Genomic DNA, 20,038 nt, shown 5'->3' with positions numbered 1-20,038 from the left:
TTGGAGATGCGCAGGGGAGTATCCCGAGGCGCTGCACACGTCAACACGTCAGGCGCAGGAGCTTGGCCGGGTGCGGCGGTCCGCGAGCTGGATGAGGCGGATGGAAAGACTTGCGGCGGTTTAGCCTGCCTGCGAAAGGGACTTCGATGTCCGCCTCTCCCCTCGTCTGGTCCATCACCATCCTCGTGATTCTGGGCCTCCTGGCGTTCGACTACTTCTTCCACATCCGCAAGGCCCACGCCCCATCCCTCGGCGAGGCCGCCATGTGGTCCTCCATCTACGTCGGCGCGGCGGTGCTGTTCGGTGTCGCCGTGCTCCTCTTCGGCGGCACGGAACTGGGCAGCGAATACTTCGCCGGGTTCATCACAGAGAAGGCGCTCTCGGTTGACAACCTCTTCGTCTTCCTCGTGATCCTCGCGAGCTTCCGCGTCCCACGGGAAGACCAGCAGAAGGTCCTCCTGTTCGGGATCGTGTTCGCACTCGTGGCCCGGACGGTGTTCATCTTCCTCGGCGTCGCGCTCATCGACGCCTTCTCCTGGATTTTCTACCTCTTCGGCGCGGTGCTACTGCTCACCGCGGGCCAGCTCCTCAAGCCGGACAAGCACGAGCGCGCCGAGGCGGAGAACTTCATGGTCCGCCTCGCACGAAAGTTCCTACGGACCTCAGAGAAGTACGACGGCGACCGGATCTTCACCGTGGAGAACGGCCGGCGGGTCCTCACGCCCATGCTCCTGGTCATGATCGCGATCGGCGCAACGGACGTCCTCTTCGCGCTCGACTCGATTCCCGCGATCTTCGGGCTCACTCAGGACTCGTACATCGTCTTCACGGCCACGGCGTTCTCCCTCATGGGCCTGCGCCAGCTGTTCTTCCTTCTGGACGGGCTGCTCGACCGGCTGATCTACCTGTCCTATGGCCTCGCCACCATGCTTGCGTTCATCGGCGCGAAGCTCGTGCTGCACGCACTCCACGAGAACACGCTCCCGTTCATCAACGGCGGCGAGCCCGTGCCGGTCTTCGAGATCACCACGGGCCTCTCGCTCTCGGTGATCATCGGCGTGCTCGCCGTGACCGTCGTCGCCTCGCTCGTGAGCCCAGCGGGCAAGGCCCAGACGGCCATCAACAATGCGCGCCGGCACGCGCAGAACTACCTCGACCTCGATTACACGGCCGATCCCGACGAGCGCGAGCGCATCTACCGGAACCTCGTGGACGAAGAATCGGCCATCAAGGCGATGGACAAGAAGTATCGGGACAAGGCGAAGGACGTCGAGGCGATCCGTGCCAAGGTCGGCGAGGCCCACGCCCGCCACGAGGAGTACCAGCGCACGGCAGGGTGACGGCCGGCACCCGCCGCCGCCGTCGGATCCCGACCAGCTTCGGCGAGGCCCGGCCCGCGGTGACGGAGTGTCGCGCGGCGACCCGCCGCCGTCGTCCGTCAATCCCGGTCGGAATCCAAACCTAAGCCGCAGGCTGACGGTCAGCGGCTCCGGCCGCGCCTGAACGTCGGCCCGGGCGGCGCCGGGATGGCAGCGCGGGCCACGTCATCCGCCGCGCGGCGCCGCCGAAGCTCTAGGGCCAGGCTCTCCTGGCCGCGCGCCATGGCCCAGCGATGGTTGGCCGCGAACACGGGCTTGAAGACCCAGCTGAGCCGGCGAAGCAGCGGCTTGCCCACGCTCACATTCCAGTCGTAGCGGACCACCGTCTCGGGCCCGTCCTGAGTGAGGGTCCACCGGCCGGTCCCGTTGAGGTCGCCCTGGGCCGCGATCGCGAAGCCGGCGGGGGTGATCGGCTCCGTGACGGTGAACGCCCAGCGCAGCGTGTACGGGAGCCAGCCCTTGGTGAACAGGTCCACGCGACTGCCGAGACCGTCCGAGTCCCCGGGGTCGAGCATCCTCACGTCGAGGTACACGGCCGGCCACCAGCGCGGCAGGTCCTCGCCGTGCCGCAGGATCGACACGACCTCCTCGCGCGTCCCCGCGACGCGCCACCACGTCACGAACGTGTAGTCGGTGCTCGCCACGTCGTTCCGCTCCGGCCCTCCCCTGCCTCAAAGGTACGCCCGGGCGGTCGCGCTGTGACCGGGCGACGGCGCCTAAACTCACGGATGTGAGCGCAGCGAGGCCCTCGTTCGGGCGCGAGATCCAGTCCCGCATCTACCAGAACGGGATCTTCGGCCGCCTCCCGGCCGTCCCCACGGATCCGGCAGAGCTCGAGCGCCGCGCCCTCGCCGCCATGCGCCGCGAGGCACGCGGCTACGTACGGACCGGGGCCGGCCCCGGCACGACGATGGATGCCAACCGGGCGGCGTTCGGCCGCTGGTCGCTCGTGCCGCGCCTCATGCGCGACGTCTCCCACCGCGACGCGTCGATCGAGCTCTTCGGCCGTCGGCACCCGTCGCCGTTCCTGGCGGCCCCGCTCGGCGTGCTCGAGCTCGCCCACCCGGGCGGGGACCTCGCCGTCGCCCGCGCGGCGCGGGCCGCTGAGGTGCCTCTGATCATCTCCTCGCAGGCCTCGTTCCCGATGGAGGAGATCGCGCGCGAGCTCGGCGACTGCGAGCGCTGGTTCCAGCTGTACTGGAGCAGCGAGGACGGCGTCGTGGAGAGCTTCGTGCGGCGGGCCGAGCGCAGCGGATGCACGGCGATCGTCGTCACGCTCGACACCCTCGTCCTCGCGTGGCGCCCGGGCGACCTCGACAACGCGTTCCTCCCGTTCGCCCGCGGCATGGGCATCGCGCAGTACACGTCCGACCCAGCCTTCCAGCGCCTCGTCGCGGAGCGGCTCGCCACCGGCACGATCGAACGGACGACGGCGCGCCCCACCCCCGAGGCCGTCCGCGCCCTCGCGCAGATGGCCGGCCGCCACCCGGGAGGCCTGCGCAAGAACCTCGCCTCACCGCTCCCGCGGGCGAGCGTCCAGACGTTCCTCGACGTCTTCTCGCGGACGACGCTCACGTGGGAGGACCTCGCGTGGCTGCGCGAGCGCACCCGCCTGCCGATCCTCGTCAAGGGGCTGCAGCACCCGGACGACGCGCGGCTCGCCCTCGAGCACGGCGCCGACGGGATCGTGGTCTCGAACCATGGCGGCCGGCAGCTCGACGGGGCCATGGGATCGCTTGACGCGCTGCCCGGGATCGTCGAGGCGGTTGGCGGACGGGTGCCCGTCCTGTTCGACAGCGGCGTGCGGTGCGCCGCGGACGCGTTCAAGGCGCTCGCACTCGGCGCCTCGGCCGTGTGCCTCGGGCGGCCGTACCTCTACGGGCTCGCGCTCGCGGGCGAGGCGGGCGCGCGCGAGGTGTTCGAGGGTTTCCGCGCCGAGTTCGACCTCACGATGGCCGTGGCCGGCGTGACTCGGATCGCCGAGATCACGCGGGACACTGTGGCGCCGTGACGTCGTGACGCCGGCACCATCATCGGCCCCGTGACTATCCGGCGGTTGGCGACTGCCCGAACACGTGGCGCCGGATCCACGCGTGCATCGCGATGGCAGCGGCGGAGGCGGCGTTGATTGAGCGTGTCGAGCCGAACTGCTCGATGGAGAGCGTGGCTTGGGCGGCCGCGTGCACCTCCGGGGTCAGCCCCGGGCCCTCCTGACCGAAGACGAGGACGCAGCGGCGCGGGAGCTCGTAGGTCTCGAGCGGCACGGAATCCGGGAAGATGTCGATCCCCAGGATCGGGAGGTCCTCCGACTCGGCCCACGCCACGAACTCCGCGACGCTCGCGTGATGGCGGACGTGCTGGTAGCGGTCGGTGACCATCGCGCCCCGGCGATTCCACCGCCGTCGTCCGATGATGTGCACCTCCTTGGCGAGGAACGCGTTCGCGGTGCGCACCACCGTTCCGATGTTGAGGTCGTGCTGCCAATTCTCGATCGCCACGTGGAACTCGTGTCGACGCGTGTCGAGCTCGGCGACGATCGCCTCGTGCCGCCAGTAGCGGTAGCGGTCCAGGACGTTGCGGCGGTCGCCGCCCTCGAGCAGCTCCGGGTCCCAGTGCTCGCCCTCGGGCCAGATGCCCTCCCACGGGCCGACGCCTACCTCGTGCTCGCGCTCGGGCCCCTCACGCTCTTCGCTCCCACGCTCTTCCGTCACCGGACCAGCGTAGGCGAGCGCGGGGAGGCCCCGCTCGGGCGAGGAGGCATGCTCGCCCGAACGGGGCCGGGCAGATCCGCGCGAAGCGGACCTCGCTGCACCCCACCGGGCACCGGGCGCACCAGCCGCCCGGCCCGGAGAGCTACGAGTACGAGAGAGCTACGAGTGCGAGCGGTCCCCGAGAGTGAAGGCGATCGAGCCCTTCGCCGGGACGTTCACCGAGGCGAAGCCATGCGGATCGACGGTCACTGTCTGGCCCGTGCACGCACCCCCGGGTCCGCCAGCCGTCTCCCCGCTGATCACGTCGCAGTACTTGCCTGGCGGCATGCCGGTCTGGACGTCCGCCGTGCTCGCAGCCCCGCCGTTGTTGATCGCGATCCATGCCTTGTTGCCGCGGCTGAACGCGATGAGGTTCGCGCCGTTGTCGTACCAGTTCGCCACGTCGGAGCCCGCGGCCGCGTTGTGCCATCCGACCATGTGCAGGATCGCCGGTTCGCGGTCAACGCACGCCCATGTTGTGGTGCAGTCGGTGTTCGTGACGTAGCCATGGGCGTCCGCGGGCGGTGAATCGTCGCCGCCGGTGAACTTGAAGCCCGAGTACACCTGCGGGACTCCGTAGCCGCGGGCCAGGAGGAACTCCGTGGCCAGCACGTTCGTGGCGCCGTCCTTGTAGCTCAGCGTCGAGCCGTTGCGCTCCGTGTCGTGGTTCTGCACGAACGCGAGCTCCTTGTCGGAGGGCAGAAGCCCCGACTCGGTTCCGTAGTTCTTGAGCGACGCGATGCTCCCCGTGAAAGCCGACTGCAGCTGATACGCGCCGTCGAAGCCGAGCAGCGAGCCCTGTCCCTCGAAGGCCTGGGGCGCGAGCTGGCCCGTGCTGCCGGGGAAGACCTCGAGCGCCATGTAGGGCCGATCGCCGTCCACGGTGTCGCGGAGCCGCCCCTCGATCGCTGCGAGGTCCGTCTGGCCGATGTGCTTCGCCGCGTCCACGCGGAAGCCGGAGACGCCGTAGCCGAGGAGCTTGTTGAGGTAGCCCGCGAGGGTCGAACGGACCTTGTCCGACTCGGTCCGGAGATCGGCAAGGCCCAGGAGCTCGCAGTGTGTGACCTCCTGGAAGCTGTTCCAGTCGTGGATGCCGTTGTCCGGCTCGGGGCAGTCCGCCGGGTAGTGGTGGAAGTCGGCGTACCCGTAGTCGGGGTAGCTGTAGTGCGTGTACGAGACCCCACCGTAGGAGAGGTCTCCCTGGCCGGTCGTGTGGTTGATGACCGCGTCGACGTAGACCTTGACCCCGGCTGCCCGGCACGTGGCCACCATCGCCTTGAACTGGTCCTCGTTGCCCATGCGGCTCGTGAGGTTGTAGTCCACGGGCTGGTAGACCTCCCACCATGGGTGGCCATCACGCGTGAGCGAATCCTGCGGCGGCGCGACCTGCACGCCCGCGTAGCCGTTGGGCCCGAGGACCTGGGTGCACTCCTTGGCGACCGACTCCCAGTTCCACTCGAAGAGATTCGCGATCACGTCCTTGAAGTGCTGGGGCGACGTCTGGTTGGCGGCGGCGTGGAGCGGTGGGCTTCCCGGCGAGCCGCCCGGGTCCGCGCCCGCGGGCGGCGCCATGAGGAACATGACGGCGGCGGTCGCGGCCGCCGCGAGGCTCAGGGGCTTGCGCCCGGGTTTCAGGCTGAAAGTGACCATCGAATGCACCTATCCGATCCGGATCGTGGAGCAAGGCTATGCGCCGGCGAGAGCCAGCACGCCCACTCTCCGTGATCCTTGTCACAGAGGTCAAGGACTTAGTCACATCGATTGACAGATTCGGCGATCACGGCGATCACACTGATCCGGGCATCAGGCCGCGTAGACCGTCACCGCCGCGGCCTTCGCGACGAGGACGACGGCGGCGCCCGGCGCGAGATCCAGCTCGGCGGCCGCGGCAGGGGTCAGGTCCGCGACGATGGCGGCGTCTCCCGCACGCGCGTGGACGCGGACCTGAGCGCCGCGCGGCTCGAGCTCAGCGACGACGGCGCGCCACGCGTTCCGCGGCGAGCCGTGCGGGGGCTCTTCCATCGAGTCCTGACCACCTCGACCGTCGGCGCCCGGCGCGGACGCGCCCAGGCCGGAAGAGCTCGCGTAGACGGCGACGTCCGCCGGCCGGAACACGGCGACCGCGTCCTCGCCCGTCGCGGGCGCCTCCCCGGCCTCGGACGGAACGACCCCGAACACCTCGCCGAGCCCAGCCACCGCGAGGCGAGCAGGCGCCGTCGTCCGTCCCCGCACGAAGTTGAGCCCGGAGAGCCCCGCCGCGAAGTGACTCCTGGGGCGCTCGAGAAGCGCCGCCGTCGGGCCCTGCTCCGCGATCCGCCCGCCCTCGAGCACCACAACGCGCTCGGCGAGGAGGTGCGCGTCAAGCGCCTCGTGCGTGATGATCACGGCCGTCCGGCCGGCGAGGACCCGCCTGAGGAGGCGGCGCAGCGCGGGCGCTGCGCCGGCGTCGAGCGCGGCGAACGGCTCGTCGAGCAGGAGGAGGCTCGGCTCGGCGGCCAGCGCGCGGGCGACGGCGACCCGCCGCGCCTGCCCGCCCGAAAGCTGGGTGGGGCGGCGGTCGGCGAGTTCGGCGGCGTCGACCTCGCGAAGCCAGCGCTCCGCCGTGGCGCGGGCCGAGGCGCGCGAGGCCCCGCCCGCGCGGGGGCCGAACGCGACGTTCTCGAGCACGGTGAGGTGCGGGAACAGGAGCGGCTCTTGCGCGAGGAGCGCGACGCCGCGCGCGTGCGGCGGAACCCAGGCGCCGGACTTGGTGTCGAAGAGGACGCGGCCGTCGAGCTCGGCGCTGCCCTCGTCCGCGCGGACGAGCCCCGCCGCGAGCGCGAAGAGCGTGGACTTGCCCGCACCGTTGGGGCCGAGGACGGCGACCGTCTCGCCGGACTCCACGTGGAGACCGGCGTCGAGGCCTCGGTCGGCGAGCGCGGCGCGCAGGCGGAAGCTCACGCGGCCACAGCCCCAGCGGCGCGGCGACCATAGGCGAGGCCCACCACGAGCGCGGCAACCACCACGAGCACGAGCGCGAGGGCCACGGCGGCGTCGGGGTCGACCTCGCGCTGCAGGTACACCTCGAGCGGCAGCGTCCGCGTGACACCCTGCAGGCTCCCAGCGAACGTGAGGGTCGCTCCGAACTCGCCGAGGCTCCGCGCGAAGGAAAGCACGAGTCCGGAGGCGAGGCCGGGCAGCACGAGCGGAAGCGTGACGCGCCAGAACACGTGGCTCGGGGCAGCCCCGAGGGTCGCCGCGACGGCCTCGTAGCGGCCGCCCGCCGTGCGGAGCGCACCCTCGAGGCTCACCACGAGGAACGGGAGCGAGACGAACGTCTGAGCCATGACCACGGCGGTCGTCGTGAACGCGAGCTGGACGCCGAAGACGTCGAGCCAGCGGCCCACGAAGCCGAGCCGGCCGAACGTGTAGAGGAGCGCGAGGCCGCCGACAACCGGCGGCAGCACGAGCGGCAGGAGCACGAGCGAGCGCAGCCAACGCCGGCCGCGGACGGGCCCCCGGGCGAGCACAAGTGCCATGGGCACCCCGAGCACCAGGCACGCCACGGTGCTCGCCAACGCAGTCTCAAGGCTCAGGCCGAGCGCGGCGAGCGAGGAATCCGACGTGATGAGCGCGACGAAGTGCAGCCAGTCGACGCGCGTCAGGATCCCGACGAAGGGCACGAGCACGAACAGGGCCCCGAGGGCCGCGGGGACGTAGACCCAGCGCGGAAGGCCGGAGTACGCCCTGGACCTAGGGCGCGCCGAACCCGGCATTGCCGAGCACCTTCTGCCCCTCGGCGCCACGCACGAACTCGACGAAGTCCTGCGCGACCGAGCTCGCCTTGGACTGCCTGAGCATGGCGATCGGATAGCGGTTCACCGCCGCCTTCGACTCGGGGAACGCCACGCCGTCGACCTTCCCGCCCGTGCCCTTGACGTCCGTCACGTAGACGAGGCCCGCATCGGCGTCCCCCGAGATGACCTTGCCGAGCACGTCCGTGACGGACTGCTCCTCGCTCACGGGCTTGAGCGCGACGCCGGCCGCATCCGCGGCCTTGTGCGAGGCGCTCCCGCACGGGACCTGCTGCGCGCACAGAACGAGGCGGAGCCCGGGCTTCGCGAGCTCCTGAAGCGAATGGATCCCGGCCGGATTCCCCTTCGGCACAGCGATCTCGAGGACGTTCGTCGCGAAGATCTGCGGGCTACCGGACACGAGCTCCGCGTTCGTCGCCTTCGTCATGTTCGCCTCGTCGGCGGAGGCGAACACGTCAGCCGGCGCCCCGCTCTGGAGCTGCGCCACGAGGTCGGAGGAGCCGCCGAAGCTCAAGTTGACCTTCGTCCCGCCGTGCGCTGCCTCGAACTGATGCGCGAGGTCCGTGAACGTCGCCTTGAGCGACGCGGCCGCGAAGACCGTGATGCTCGCCGAGGTTGACGACGTCGACACGCCGCCGCCCGTCCTCGGCATCGCCCCGCACGCCGTGAGGAGGAGGGCAAGGGTGAGCACACCGGCCGCGGCAAGCTTGGAGCGGAGTCGCACTGCGCGTCCGTTCATGGGGACTTGCTTCACGGTGTCTTCCTTCACCGGGCCTTGCTTCACCGCGCCTTCCCTTCATGGGTTTCCACAATCACCGTCGTCGCCTTGACGACCGCGGTGGCCACGCTTCCCGGCACGAGGCCAAGCTCGCGCACGGCCTCCGAGCTCATGAGCGAGACCACGCGATACGGGCCGCACTGGAGCTCGACCTGCGCCATGACCCGGTCCTCGATGACGTCGGTCACGAGCCCCACGAAGCTGTTGCGGGCCGAGCGGGCCACGCCGCTCGCGTCTCGCGGGGCCGCCGCCTGCCGCCGGGCCAGATCGGCGAGCTCGGCGCCGTCGACCGCGGCGCGGCCCGAGGCGTCCTTCGCGGGGCTGAGCGCACCCGCGTCGACCCAGCGGCGCACGGTGTCGTCGCTCACGCCGAGCAGGCTCGCCGCCTCGGCGATGCGGATCAAAGGCATGAGCCAAGTGTAGTTCCGCAGCTGCGGACTGACGTCGAAATTTTCTCCGCTCCTGCGGACGCCGATGGGGCCGTCGCCGTGGCAGCGCGCAAGATGAAAGACTGGGCGAGTCCGTTCGCGATCAGGAGGCACCATGTCCGAATCCGCCGCCCCGACCACCGACACCCTCGCCGCCGTCCCCGCGCCCGCGAGCGCCAAAGTCGCGTACCGCAGCGGCCAGGACATCGAATGCTGGCTCACGGACATGGACGGCGTGCTCGTGCACGAGAACCACCCGATCCCGGGCGCCCCGGAGCTCATCCAGCGCTGGGTCGACACCTCGCGGCGATTCCTCGTCCTCACGAACAACTCAATCTTCACGCCGCGCGACCTCGCGGCGCGCCTGCGGTCCTCCGGCCTGTCCATCCCCGAAGAGAACATCTGGACGTCGGCGCTCGCCACGGCCGTGTTCATCAAGGACCAGATGGCGGGGGCGCGCGTCTACTGCATCGGCGAAGCAGGGCTCACGACGGCGCTGCACGAGGCCGGCGTGATCCTCACCGACCAGGACCCTGACTACGTGGTGCTCGGCGAGACCCGCACGTACTCGTTCAACGCCATCACGACGGCGATCCGGCTCATTGTGGGCGGCGCTCGGTTCATCGCGACGAACCCCGACGCGACGGGCCCGTCGAAGGAGGGCGTCCTCCCCGCAACTGGTGCGATAGCGGCCCTCATCACGAAGGCCACGGGCCGGGAGCCGTACACGATCGGCAAGCCGAACCCCATGATGTTCCGCTCCGCCATGAACCAGATCGACGCCCACTCCGAGACGACCGCGATGATCGGCGACCGCATGGACACCGACATCGTCGCGGGCATGGAGGCCGGACTCCACACGGTCCTCGTGCTGTCCGGCATCACCCAGCAGGCAGACATCCCCACCTATCCGTTCCGACCGAACCAGGTCCTGAACTCGGTCTCGGACCTGCTCCGGCAACTCTAGCCCCGCCCGCGCGCCCGACCCGTCCCGCCCAGTTGCGGGGTCCCGTCCAACCCAATGCGGGGTCCCGTCCGACCACTTGCGGGGTCCCGTCCGACCCAATGCGGGGTCCCGTCCGACCGATTGCGGGGTCCCGTCCAGCCGCTTGCGGGGTCCCGTCCGACCCAATGCGGGGTCCCGTCCAGCCGCTTGCGGGGTGCCGTCCGACCCAATGTGGGGTCCCGTCCGACCGATTGCGGGGTCCCGTCCGGCCCAATGCGGGGTCCCGTCCTGTCATAGACCCCGCAAACGCCGGAACGGGACCCCACAAACCCTGGGACGAGACCCCACAAACCTTGGCACGAGACCCCGCAAACGAGCTTGTAAACGCTTACAGAGCCTGGTTACACTCTTCCGGGCGCGGGGCGGGCGTCTTCTCCTGCCTCATGACGAAAGGGATGAGTCCGTGTTCCGTGGCTGACCGCGCTCGCGCGACGATCCATGACGTCGCGACGCTCTCGGGCCTCTCGATCTGCACCGTGTCCCGCGCCCTGCGAGGGCTGCCGAACATCTCCCCCGCGAGCCAGCTCCGCGTCGAGGAGGCAGCCGAGAAGCTGGGGTACCGCGCCTCGTCCGCAGCGGCGCGTCTGGCCGGCGGGAAGACCGGGCACGTCGCGATCGTTGTGCCCAAGACCACGGCCTGGTTCTTCGCGGAAGCCGTCGAGGCGGCCGAGGAGGCGCTGGCCCACGGCGGCCTCGACTCCGTGCTCATGAGCCTGCGAGGCCGGGAACACGTCAAAGACGCGCTCTTCCGGAACCCCGACGAGCTGTCCGAGCGCGTGGACGGCGTCCTCCTGCTCGGCGTGAACCTCGATCCCGTCCAACTGGAAGCGCTTGCAGCATCAAAGCTCGCCGTCGCGAGCGTCGGCCTGAGCGACGTCCCGTGGGACAACGTGGGGATCGACGACGAGGCTGCCGCGTGGCGTGCAACGCGTCACCTGCTCGACCTCGGCCACTGGGACGTTGCTATACTCGCGGGTAACGAACCCAGCGACGGAACCGTGCGCACGGCCGCCCACCGGCAGGCCGGATTCGAGCGGGCGCTGGACGACGAACATCTCGAAACCGATCCGGACATGATGGTGTGCACCGAGTCCACGATCGACGGCGGGTATCGGGCCATGACGGAGCTGCTCGCAGCCCGCCGCCGGCCCGCCGCGGTGTTCTCAGGGTGCGACGAGGCCGCCTTCGGGGCGCTCAAGGCCCTGCGCGAGCACGGGATCACAGCGCCGAAGGGAGTCTCTGTCATCGGCATCGACGACCACCCCATGAGCTCGTTCCTCGGGCTGACCACGGTGTCCCAACCCGTGGCCGATCAGGGCGCCTTCGCGGCCACCCTGCTCGCGGAACGGCTCGACAACCCAGAGCTGGGCTCCCCGCCCCAAGACCACCGACTGCCCACTTCACTGATCGAACGCAAGACCACCCGCCGCGCGCGGCACTGAACCACGGAGGCCCCCCAATGCTCTCCCAGACTCAGCTGGACATCTGGACCGGAACCGAGGCCCTGCTCTTCGACCTGGACGGCGTGCTGACCCCCACAGCGACCGTCCACGAGTCGGCCTGGCGAAGACTGTTCGAGGAGTATCTCGCGGCGACCGGCCGCGGCCCCGCTTACTCGGACACGGACTACTTCGACCACATCGACGGCAAGCCCCGCTTCGACGGGGTCCGCGACTTCCTCGCGTCGCGAGGGATCGTGCTGCCTGAGGGCCCGCTCGACGACGACCCCGACCACGAGACGGTCCAGGGGCTGGGCAATCGGAAGAACCGCATCTTCAACGCGATCATCGAGGACGACGGCGTTGCCCCCTACCCGGGGTCAGTGCGCCTGGTCGAGGCGGCCCGCGAGCGCGGGCTCAAGCTCGCCGTCGTCTCCTCGTCGCGCAACGCGCCCGCCGTGCTCCGCGCCGCGGGCCTCACCGAGGTCTTCCCGGTGGTGGTCGACGGCGCCGTGGCGGCTCGCGAGGGCCTCCCCGGCAAGCCGGACCCCGCGACGTTCCACCGTGCCGCCGAGCTGCTCGACGCGCCGCGCGGCGCGTGCATCGTGGTCGAGGACGCCGTCTCGGGCGTCCAGGCAGGGGCGGCGGGCGGCTTCCGCGCCGTCGTCGGCGTTGACCGCGGGGCCGGGAGCGAGCAGCTCCTCGCCGCGGGCGCGACGTTCGTGGTCAACGACCTCGCCGAGCTGCTCTGACGCCTCGCGGCTCACCGCTAGACCTTCAAGGCTCCCCCCAAGAGCACCCATCCCCCAATCCTTCCCCCTCCAGATCGGCACACACTCATGACTCTCGTCACTGCAGATCGCCTGCGCTTCCCCGTCGACGCGTGGGGTCTCCTCGAGACGAGCCACGTTCCCGGCGCGGAAGGCGCGCTCGAGACGCTCTTCAGCCTCGGCAACGGCCACATCGGCATCCGCGGATCCCACACCGCGGAGGCGGACGCGGCGCTCCCCGGCACGTTCGTGAACGGCTTCCACGAGACGTTCGACATCCGGCACGCAGAGAATGCGTACGGCTTCGCGAAGCAGGGTCAGCGCATCCTCTACGTCCCCGACACGCATGAGACGACCGTGTGGGTGGACGGCGAGCAACTCACGCTCGCGGGCTCGGAGGTGCTCGACTACCGGCGCCGCCTCGACTTCGCGACCGGCGTCTACGAATGCACGATCGTGTGGCAGACCGCGTCCGGGGCGTCCGTCACCACGCGCGAACGGCGCGTCATCGGTGCGCAGTCCCGCTCGAGCCTCGCGATCGACTTCGAGATCAGCGCCGACCGGCGCATCGTCGTCGACTTCGAGTCGCACGTGGTCAACCGTCAGGACCAGCCGACGGAGGACCACTCGGAGCACGACCCTCGCCGCGCAGGCCGGCACGCAGGCCGCGTCCTCGAAGCGGTCGCCGCGGAGGGGGCCAACGGGAGCCTGAGGCTCGCGTGGTCCACGGTGACCTCGCGGCAGCACGTCGCGATCGCCGTCGACCATGCCACGAACACGCTGCATCAGCCGTTCTCCACCGAGGCCGACGGCGACCGCGGCGGCGTCCGCTACGTCCTCCAGATCGACCCGAGTGAGGCGTTCCGGCTCGAGAAGCGAGTCGGCTACGCGGTGGCCCCGGCCGCGGACCCGGAACTCGTGGACGCGGCGGCCGCCGCGGTGCGCGGCTTCGACGAGCTGGCCGCCGAGAGCGCGGCGCACTACGAGCGCTACTGGGCCACGGCCGACATCGAGATCGGCGGCTCTCCCGAACTCCAGCAGGCCGTGCGCTGGAACCTGTTCCAGCTCGCGCAGGCCACGTCGCACGCAGGGGTCGCTGGCATCCCTGCGAAGGGCGTGACCGGCTCGGGCTACGAGGGCCACTACTTCTGGGACCAGGAGATCTACGTCCTGCCGTACCTCACGTACACCGCGCCCGAGGCGGCCCGCCAGGTCATCGACTTCCGCCACGCGATGCTTCCCGCGGCGACTGCCCGGGCCGCCGAGCTCAACGTGGACGGCGCGCTGTATCCGTGGCGCACCATCAACGGCCAGGAGGCGAGCGCGTACTACGCCGCCGGCACTGCACAGTTCCACATCAATGCCGCGATCGCGTACGCGGCCGCGCGCTACGCATGGGCCTCGGGAGACGACGCGTTCCTCGCCGGTTCCGGCGCCGACGTCCTCATCGAGACGGCGCGCATGTGGGCATCGCTGGGCTTCTTCGGCAAGAACGGCCAGTTCCACATCCACGGGGTCACGGGCCCGGATGAGTACACGGCCGTGGTGAACGACAACCTGTATACGAACGTCATGGCCCGTTTCAACCTCCGCGCGGCCGCGGCGCTCGACCATCCGAACGTCTCCGACACGGAGCGGCTCCTGTGGTCGCACATGGCCGAGCGCATGGCCATGCCCTACGACCCGGACATGCGGGTCCACGCCCAGGACGCCGACTTCATGTCGCTCGAGCCGTGGGACTGGGAGACGCCGCGCTCGAAGTACCCCCTCCTGCTCCATTTCCACCCGCTGGTCATCTACCGCCACCAGGTGCTCAAGCAGGCCGACGCCGTGCTCGCGATGTTCCTCCAGTGGCAGGACTTCACGGCGGAGGAGAAGCAGCGCGCGTTCGACTTCTACGACCCGATCACCACGGGCGATTCGACGCTGTCCGCCTGTGTCCAGGGCATCATGGCCGCCGAGGTCGGATACACGGAGGAGGCACTGCGACACTTCACCACCGCGGCCTTCATCGACCTCGACAACCTGCACCACAACACGATCGACGGCGTCCACACGGCTTCGGCGGGCGGCGTGTGGAGCGCGCTCGTGAACGGCTTCGCGGGCTTCCGCGACCAGGGCGCGCTCCCGTACTTCGACCCGCGCCTGCCTGACGACTGGGAGAGCCTCGCGTTCCGGCTCCAGCTCCAGGGCCGCACGCTGAGCATCCGGCTCACGCCGGGACTCCTCCAGCTCGCCGTCGAGTCCGGCGATCCGATGGACGTGAGCGTCCGGGGCTCGATCGTGAGCGTCGGAACCGAGCCCACGGCCGTGCCGCTCGAGCCCACGCCCGCGCCCGTGCCGAGCGTGTTCCCCCGGGCCTTCCCGACCGCCGGGCTCAGCGTGCTCTCGCCGCAGCGCTAACGCGGGCCTACCTCCCGCCGCCTCCCGCTCCGCCGACCTTGCGCGGCAGCGGGAGGAGTTGCGGGAGCAGCTGCCCGAGCACCGTGTTGTACACGAGGGCGCTCCACTCGGGGCTCGCGTGGGCAGGGAAGGCGCCCAGCGTCTGCAGCGAGGATGAGACGAGGTTGTCTGGGAAGTACTTCTGCCATCGGGCACGGGCCGATTCGTAGTCAACGGTCTGGTCGCTGGGATTGCCGATGAATCCGAGCTGCGCCCCGCCGATCTCCCCGGCGAACCGAGTCACGTCCCAGTTGTAGATGTACTCCGACTCGGTCTGGATCAGCACGCTCGACGGCGCGAGCGGAGTGAGCTGCTCGAGCGCCTGGTCCAGGACCTGCGTCCACGTCCGCTCGTGCTTGTTCACGATGCGCTCCCCGAGCTCGTAGCCGCCGCGCAGGATTGAGGGCACCCTGAAGCCGAGCTCGTACAGCTCGACGACGCCCTCGAACCACGAGAGGTCCTTGACGTCGTACTTCGAGGCCGGGGTCGAGTCCAGCACGACCGCTCCCACCCGCGGCACGTTTCCCGCGCCGCTCGCGTCGAGACGCGCTAGCCGGGCCGCGACGTCGATCGCGAGCATCCCGCCGAACGAGTGCCCGTAGAGGTGCAGCTCGTCGAGCCTGTAGCGCGAGGCGTGCGCGAGAATCGCGTTCACGACCTCGTCGACCTCGAGCCCGTTGTTCGAATAGCCCACCGCGGCGAGCTGTCCGCGCTCGCCAAGCGACGGCGCGAGCAGCGTGATGATGAGCTGCGCCTCTTCCCAGCTCGTCTTGTAGCCCGGGAGGAGGATCCAGGAGGTACCGGGGAAGCGCCGCCGCGCGTCGTCGTCGTTCGCCGTGAGGACCACGGTCGAGCGGCGCTGCGCCTGGACGGCCCGCGTGACCATCATGTCCGCCGCGAGCAGGCCCGAGCCGATGATCCCCGTGAGGAGGGCGCGGCGCGAGACGCGCCGCAGACGGTCGACGGCGCGCAGCGCGTCGGCCATGCTTCGCGCCCCGCCCTCGCCGAGGGCGGGGTTGCCCTTGCGGGGCTCAGTCGAGTCCGAGCTCATCCTTGCTGAACGCATAGAGGTACGGCACGCCTGCCTCGGCCTCGATGCGCTCCTTCGCGCCCGTCGCGCGGTCCACGATGACGGCGACCGCGGTCACCTCGGCGCCCGCGTTGCGCACGCCTTCGACGGCGGTGAGCGCCGAACCGCCCGTGGTCGAGGTGTCCTCGACGACCACGACGCGGCGCCCCTCAACCGAGGGGCCCTCGACCTGGCGGCCCATGCCGTACGACTTCTGCACCTTCCGGACCACGAAGGCGTCGACGTCCTGGCCTGCCTCGCGCGCGGCGTGCATGATGCCGGTGCCCACGGGATCGGCGCCCATCGTCAGGCCGCCAACAGCCTCCATCGTGACGCCCGCGCCCTCGATGAGGCCCAGCATGACCTGGCCCACGAGCCGCGACGCCTCATGATGCAGCGTGATGCGGCGGAGGTCGATGTAATAGTCGGCCTCCTTGCCGCTCGAGAGGGTCACGCGGCCGTGGACGACCGCGAGCTCCTTGATGAGCTCGAGGAGGCGTGCACGCGCGGCGCCCAGTTCGGGCAGGGCTGAATCAAGGGGGGAAGTCATGGTCTCGATTCTAGTTGCTGGCCCCGACCCCACGCCGACCGGACCAGCGAACCAACCCGCCTCGCAGCCCGTCTCGGGTACAGATACTCCCCACCACAGCCATCTCGGGTACAGATACTCCCTGCCCCAGCCGTCTCGGGTACAGATACTCCCCCACCCCAGCCATCTCGGGTACAGATACTGCCCTACCAAGCACATCTCGGGTACAGATACTCTCCCACCCCAGACGTCTCAGGCACGGATGATCTGTACCCGAGACGTCTAGGAGGGCGAGTTGGCGTACCCGAAACGGCCCCAAGCGCGAGTTGGCGTACCCGAAACGGGATGGTGGGGGGCTAGGCGCGGGCCCTTCGCAGCAGCCAGTCGGCGGCCTCGCGGGCGATGTCCTCCGGCGTCTCGGCGATGTTGAACACCTTGCCGTCCTCGTCGGGATCGAGCGGCTCGAGGGTCGCGAGCTGCGAATCGAGGAGCGAGGGCGGCATGAAGTGCCCGGGCCGGGTGGCCATGCGCTCGGCGAGGAGCTCGCGCGAGCCATCGAGATGCACGAACACGGTGTCCGGGGCCGCGGCACGGATGAGGTCCCGGTACTTGCGCCGCAGGGCGCTTGAGCCGATCACCAGAGTTCCGCGCGCGGCCCCCATGCGGGCGCCGATCTCACGGAGCCAGGGCTCGCGGTCGGCGTCGTCGAGCGGGATCCCCGCGGCCATCTTCTCGACGTTGGCCGCGGGGTGCAGATCGTCCCCGTCGATGAACGTCCCACCGAGCTCGTCGGCGAGAAGCTGACCCACGGTGCTCTTGCCAGAACCGGACACGCCCATCGCGATGACGTGGAACACGGCTCGGTTCTGCTCGCCCGTCGTGGTCTGCTCGCCCGCCGTCGTCGGCTCGCCCGCGCTCACCAGTGGTGTCCTCACCAGTCGTGAACGGTACCGTCGACGAGACGGTTGTACGGCAGGTAGGCCTGCTGGTAGGGGTACGTGTTCGCGGCTTCCTCGTTGAACTCGACACCGAGGCCCGGCTTGTTGCCCGGGTGCAGGTAGCCGTCGTTGAACGTCATCGACTGCTCGAACACCGTGTTCGTGGCGTCCGAGTGCTGCATGTACTCCTGGATCCCGTAGTTGTGGATCGCCAGGCCCACGTGCAGCTGCGCCGCGAATCCGACCGGGGAGATGTCCGTGGGACCGTGGAAGCCGGACTTCACCTGGTACTGGGCCGCGTAGTCCATGACCTTCTTGAGCGGGCTGATGCCGCCGAAGTGCGTCGAGGCCGCCCGGACGTAGTCGATGAGCTGTTCCTTGATGAGGGTCTGGAAGTCCCACACCGTGTTGAAGATCTCGCCGATGGCGAGCGGGGTGGTGGTGTGCTGGCGGACCAGGCGCAGGGCCTCCTGGTTCTCCGCTGGCGTGCAGTCCTCGAGCCAGAACAGGTCGTAGGGCTCGAGCGCCTTGCCGAGCTTCGCAGCCTGGATCGGGGTCATGCGGTGGTGGCCGTCGTGCAGGAGGGGGATCTCCGGGCCGAACTCGTTGCGCACCGCCTCGAAGACGGACGGCAGGTGACGCAGGTAGGCGCGGGTGTCCCAGTCCTCCTCGGCCGGGAACGCACCGCGGCCGGCGGGCTCGTAGTCGTAGCGCTGGCCGGAGGCCTGGACCTGGGCGGCGACGCCGTACACGGCCTTGATGCCCGGGATCGCGGTCTGGACCCGGATCGACTTGTAGCCGAGCTCGAGGTGATGCCGGATCGAGTCGAAGAGCGAGGGGATGTCCGTGCCCGAGGCGTGCCCGTACGCGCGCAGGCCCTCGCGGGACGCCCCGCCGAGGAGCTGGTACACGGGAAGGTTCGCGACCTTGCCCTTGATGTCCCAGAGCGCCATGTCCACCGCGGCGATCGCGGCCATCGTCACGGGGCCCCGTCGCCAGTACGACGAGCGGTAGAGGAACTGCCACGTGTCCTCGATGCGGTGCGGGTCCTTGCCGATGAGCAGCTGCGCCACGTGCTCCTTGAGGTAAGCGGCGACAGCGAGCTCACGGCCGTTGAGCGTGGCATCGCCGATGCCCGTGACGCCCTCGTCAGTCGTGATCCGCAGGGTGACAAAGTTCCGCGACGGGCTCGTCACGAAGACATCAGCAGCAACGATCTTCATGTCGTTCCTCTCCATCCAGTGCGTGTTTTCCTCGAACCACCATAGTGATCCCCTGCTACGCGTGGCAACCGCTTGCCGAATTATTGCCACCCGTTGCAGAGACGGGTTCAGTCGTTCGCGAACGTCCCGAGCAGGCTGTCCACGCGGTCGATCACGGCGGCGTCCTCCGCGAGCCCGGCGTCGACGAGGCGGAGAAGCGCGGTGGTGCGCTCGCGGCCTTCGAGCGCGAGCGCGCGGCGCACGTCTGCCTCAAGCGGGTCGTGGAACTCGGTGCCGCGCTCGGCGCTGTCCACGAGGTAGTCCATCCACGCGGCGATCATCCGGGCCGCGGCGAGCCCGGTGCGGCCCGCCGACCGCTCGGCGCGGAGCACGGGCACGGAACGGAGGCGGAGCTTGAGCGAGCCGTCCTGGGCGATCTGGGCGAGGTAGTGCGCGATCCGCGGGTTCGCGAAGCGCTCGAGGAGCGCGTCACGGTAGCTCGGGACGTCGAGCTCCGGGAGGGTGAGATGCCGGGCGGCCTCGTCCCAGAACGACTCCATAGCCGCGCGGCACACCGGGTCGGCGAGGGCTTCGGCGACGGTCGCGTGGCCGCGCAGCTGGCCCGCGTACGCGAGCATCGTATGCGCGCCGTTGAGGAGCCAGAGCTTGCGGTTCTCGAACGGCTCGATGTCGTCCACGAACAGCGCCCCGCCGTCCTCCCACGCCGGCCTACCGGCCGGGAACTCGCCCGAGAGGATCCAGGACGCGAACGGTTCGGCGACCACCGGGGCCGCGTCGCGGTAGCCGCACTGCTCGGCCACCTCGGCGATGTCCTCGGGCGTGGTCCGCGGGGTGATGCGGTCCACCGAGGTGCCCACGAAGCTCACGTTCGCGCGCACCCAAGCCTCGAGTCCGCCGTCGTCCGCACCATCGCCGGAGCGGTCACCGGAAGGCAACGCAGCGCCCGGCGCCTCCGCGTCGAGCGCCTGGGCGAGGCGTTCGACGGCGGCGCGGGCCACCTCGGCGTTGTGGGCGAGGTTGTCGCAGCTGACGATCGCAATCGGGCCGGCGCCGGCTGCCCGCCGGGCGGCGAGTCCGCGCACGAGGCGGCCCAGCGGGGTGTCGGGGGCGCCGTCGTCGTACACCTTCTCCGTCACGGTGAGGGTCACGATCGCGGTGGACGGGGAAGCGAGGAGCTCGTTCAGGCGCTCGGTGTCGGCGCCGTCGACCGCCGCGGCGATCGTGGGGACGACCTCGAATCGGTCGCCGTCCGCCGCCCGCTCGACGAGCGTGAACAGCCCGTCCTGCGGGGCGAGCGCCTGGGCGGCGTCGGGGCGGCGGCCGGTAAAAGCCGCGATGCCCCATTGGGAGCCGTCATGGGCCTTGGCGGTGAACCAGGCCTGATGGGATCGGTGGAAGGCGCCGAGCCCGAGGTGGACGATGCGGATGGGAGGGGCCGGTGTGCCTTGGCGGCCCAGGACGGGCAGCTCGGTGGCGGTTCTGGTCACGGGTAG

General features: G+C 70.2%; 18 protein-coding genes. 6 read left to right on the top strand and 12 right to left on the bottom strand.

The window, feature by feature from the left end:
* Positions 1-146: 146 nt before the first annotated feature.
* Entirely contained in the window at positions 147-1,340 is a 1,194-nt protein-coding gene (locus E6A26_RS09630; protein WP_136610978.1) for a TerC family protein, read from the top strand.
* A gap of 140 nt (positions 1,341-1,480) precedes the next feature.
* Here the strand turns inward: E6A26_RS09630 and E6A26_RS09625 are convergent, their stop codons facing one another.
* Positions 1,481-2,023, bottom strand: coding sequence for an SRPBCC family protein (locus E6A26_RS09625; protein WP_136610977.1), 543 nt, complete (start codon positions 2,021-2,023; stop codon positions 1,481-1,483).
* 86 nt (positions 2,024-2,109) lie between these two features.
* Between E6A26_RS09625 and E6A26_RS09620 the strand changes: the two genes are divergently transcribed.
* The gene (locus E6A26_RS09620) at positions 2,110-3,390 is read left to right on the top strand and encodes an alpha-hydroxy-acid oxidizing protein (RefSeq protein ID WP_136610976.1); all 1,281 of its coding nucleotides are present in this window, start codon (positions 2,110-2,112) and stop codon (positions 3,388-3,390) included.
* A 34-nt stretch (positions 3,391-3,424) separates the two neighbouring features.
* Here the strand turns inward: E6A26_RS09620 and E6A26_RS09615 are convergent, their stop codons facing one another.
* The 6 genes from E6A26_RS09615 to E6A26_RS09590 form a co-directional block, all read right to left on the bottom strand.
* Complete coding sequence (locus tag E6A26_RS09615; RefSeq protein ID WP_136610975.1) at positions 3,425-4,090, bottom strand: RNA methyltransferase; 666 nt, start codon at positions 4,088-4,090, stop codon at positions 3,425-3,427.
* A gap of 159 nt (positions 4,091-4,249) precedes the next feature.
* Complete coding sequence (locus E6A26_RS09610; protein WP_211129072.1) at positions 4,250-5,779, bottom strand: alpha-amylase; 1,530 nt, start codon at positions 5,777-5,779, stop codon at positions 4,250-4,252.
* 153 nt (positions 5,780-5,932) lie between these two features.
* Entirely contained in the window at positions 5,933-7,069 is a 1,137-nt protein-coding gene (locus tag E6A26_RS09605) for a sulfate/molybdate ABC transporter ATP-binding protein (RefSeq protein WP_136610974.1), read from the bottom strand.
* Complete coding sequence (locus tag E6A26_RS09600) at positions 7,066-7,884, bottom strand: ABC transporter permease (protein ID WP_136610973.1); 819 nt, start codon at positions 7,882-7,884, stop codon at positions 7,066-7,068. Before E6A26_RS09600 ends, E6A26_RS09605 begins: the two co-directional genes overlap by 4 nt.
* Positions 7,862-8,662 (bottom strand): molybdate ABC transporter substrate-binding protein, encoded by an 801-nt coding sequence (modA, locus tag E6A26_RS09595; RefSeq protein WP_136610972.1) that lies wholly within the window; start codon positions 8,660-8,662, stop codon positions 7,862-7,864. Before modA ends, E6A26_RS09600 begins: the two co-directional genes overlap by 23 nt.
* 41 nt (positions 8,663-8,703) lie before the next feature.
* Positions 8,704-9,111 carry a TOBE domain-containing protein gene (locus tag E6A26_RS09590; protein WP_136610971.1) on the bottom strand — a complete coding sequence of 136 codons (408 nt, stop codon included), beginning with the start codon at positions 9,109-9,111 and terminating at the stop codon, positions 8,704-8,706.
* 133 nt (positions 9,112-9,244) lie between these two features.
* On the opposite strand from E6A26_RS09590, the gene E6A26_RS09585 reads away from it, so the two are divergent.
* The 4 genes from E6A26_RS09585 to E6A26_RS09570 all read left to right on the top strand — a co-directional run bounded on the left by E6A26_RS09585 (position 9,245) and on the right by E6A26_RS09570 (position 14,747).
* Complete coding sequence (locus tag E6A26_RS09585) at positions 9,245-10,096, top strand: HAD-IIA family hydrolase (protein WP_136610970.1); 852 nt, start codon at positions 9,245-9,247, stop codon at positions 10,094-10,096.
* A gap of 449 nt (positions 10,097-10,545) precedes the next feature.
* Positions 10,546-11,577: a LacI family DNA-binding transcriptional regulator gene (locus E6A26_RS09580; RefSeq protein ID WP_234865301.1), complete on the top strand. Its 1,032-nt coding sequence runs from the start codon at positions 10,546-10,548 to the stop codon at positions 11,575-11,577.
* A gap of 17 nt (positions 11,578-11,594) precedes the next feature.
* Positions 11,595-12,326, top strand: a complete 732-nt coding sequence (locus E6A26_RS09575) for an HAD family hydrolase (protein WP_136610968.1) — start codon at positions 11,595-11,597, stop codon at positions 12,324-12,326.
* An 87-nt stretch (positions 12,327-12,413) separates the two neighbouring features.
* Positions 12,414-14,747: a glycoside hydrolase family 65 protein gene (locus tag E6A26_RS09570; protein ID WP_136610967.1), complete on the top strand. Its 2,334-nt coding sequence runs from the start codon at positions 12,414-12,416 to the stop codon at positions 14,745-14,747.
* Positions 14,748-14,754: 7 nt separating this feature from the next.
* Here E6A26_RS09570 and E6A26_RS09565 read toward each other — a convergent pair whose 3' ends face one another.
* The 5 genes from E6A26_RS09565 to E6A26_RS09545 all read right to left on the bottom strand — a co-directional run bounded on the left by E6A26_RS09565 (position 14,755) and on the right by E6A26_RS09545 (position 20,032).
* Positions 14,755-15,852 (bottom strand): alpha/beta fold hydrolase, encoded by a 1,098-nt coding sequence (locus E6A26_RS09565; RefSeq protein ID WP_234865299.1) that lies wholly within the window; start codon positions 15,850-15,852, stop codon positions 14,755-14,757.
* Positions 15,818-16,405 carry an orotate phosphoribosyltransferase gene (gene pyrE / locus E6A26_RS09560; RefSeq protein ID WP_136610966.1) on the bottom strand — a complete coding sequence of 196 codons (588 nt, stop codon included), beginning with the start codon at positions 16,403-16,405 and terminating at the stop codon, positions 15,818-15,820. The genes E6A26_RS09565 and pyrE overlap by 35 nt, the downstream gene beginning before the upstream one ends.
* A gap of 335 nt (positions 16,406-16,740) precedes the next feature.
* A complete protein-coding gene (locus E6A26_RS09555; protein ID WP_234865297.1) occupies positions 16,741-17,304 on the bottom strand; it encodes a gluconokinase in 564 nt (187 codons plus the stop codon).
* 11 nt (positions 17,305-17,315) lie between these two features.
* On the bottom strand, positions 17,316-18,545 hold the full coding sequence (gene manD, locus E6A26_RS09550) for a D-mannonate dehydratase ManD (RefSeq protein WP_136610965.1): 1,230 nt from the start codon (positions 18,543-18,545) through the stop codon (positions 17,316-17,318).
* A 107-nt stretch (positions 18,546-18,652) separates the two neighbouring features.
* Positions 18,653-20,032 carry a mannitol dehydrogenase family protein gene (locus tag E6A26_RS09545; protein WP_211129070.1) on the bottom strand — a complete coding sequence of 460 codons (1,380 nt, stop codon included), beginning with the start codon at positions 20,030-20,032 and terminating at the stop codon, positions 18,653-18,655.
* Between the last annotated feature and the right edge of the window lie 6 nt (positions 20,033-20,038).

The sequence above is a fragment of the Sinomonas albida genome (assembly GCF_004919045.1).
Taxonomy (GTDB): Bacteria; Actinomycetota; Actinomycetes; order Actinomycetales; family Micrococcaceae; genus Sinomonas; species Sinomonas albida.
The sequence above is the reverse complement of the archived record's forward strand: the minus strand, read 5'-3'. Positions and strand labels throughout refer to the sequence as shown.